The sequence below is a fragment of the Vibrio sp. Vb0304 genome (assembly GCF_033338995.1).
Lineage (GTDB): Bacteria > Pseudomonadota > Gammaproteobacteria > Enterobacterales > Vibrionaceae > Vibrio > Vibrio alginolyticus.
This window is the reverse complement of the sequence record NZ_JAWOTT010000368.1, coordinates 1-1,037: the sequence shown is the minus strand read 5'-3', so window position 1 is coordinate 1,037 and position 1,037 is coordinate 1. Positions and strand designations below refer to the sequence as shown.

Here is a 1,037-nt window from a genome sequence, read left to right as displayed (position 1 = left end):
CACATCGACGATTCCAATCAACCTATTGGCACAATCACTTAAACGCCCAGAAAACTTCTGTGGTATGCACTTCTTTAACCCTGTGCATCGCATGCCTTTGGTTGAAATCATCCGTGGTGAGAAAACTTCTGATGAAACCATCAACCGCGTAGTGGCTTACGCAGCGAAAATGGGTAAATCCCCAATCGTCGTGAACGACTGTCCGGGATTCTTCGTCAACCGCGTATTATTCCCGTACTTTGGCGGTTTCAGCATGTTGCTTCGTGACGGTGCAGACTTCACTAAAGTCGACAAAGTCATGGAACGCAAATTTGGCTGGCCGATGGGCCCGGCGTACTTGCTTGATGTAGTCGGCATCGATACTGCGCACCACGCACAAGCGGTGATGGCAGAAGGTTTCCCTGAGCGAATGGGAAAACAAGGTCGTGACGCGATTGATGCTCTATTCGAAGCCAACAAATACGGTCAGAAGAATGGCAACGGTTTCTACAGCTACACCATTGATAAAAAAGGTAAGCCTAAGAAAACCTTCACTGAAGATATCTTGCCAGTACTGGCAGACGTCTGCGCGGATAAACAAGAGTTCGATGAGCAGACCATCATCCAACGTATGATGATTCCGATGATCAACGAAGTGGTGCTGTGTCTGCAAGAAGGCATTATTGCAACTCCTCAAGAAGCAGATATGGCTCTGGTTTACGGCCTTGGTTTCCCTCCATTCCGCGGCGGTGTATTCCGCTACCTAGACAGCGTAGGTATTGCTGAATTTGTTGAAATGGCAAAACAGCACGCTGATCTAGGCGCGATGTACCATGTTCCGCAAATGTTGATTGATATGGCGGCGAAAGGCGAAAGCTTCTATGGCGCGCAACAGCAAGGTTCTATCTAAGGAGGGATTCCCAAAATGACTAATCAAACCAGAAACGTTGTCGTAGTCGATTGTCTACGTACTCCAATGGGTCGCTCTAAAGGTGGTGCTTTCCGTCATACTCGTGCAGAAGACCTTTCTGCGCACCTAATGAAAGGCATTCTGGCAC

The 1,037-nt window shown here is 48.3% G+C and carries 1 protein-coding gene and 1 pseudogene; both read left to right on the top strand.

All coding sequences use genetic code 11. The features are described 5' to 3' along the window. A partial coding sequence (locus R7P35_RS26305; RefSeq protein WP_318093439.1) for a 3-hydroxyacyl-CoA dehydrogenase family protein occupies window positions 1–889 on the top strand: 889 nt, incomplete at its 5' end. A gap of 15 nt (window positions 890–904) precedes the next feature. After that, a pseudogene (fadA, locus tag R7P35_RS26300) lies at window positions 905–1,037 on the top strand (acetyl-CoA C-acyltransferase); the annotation flags it as partial.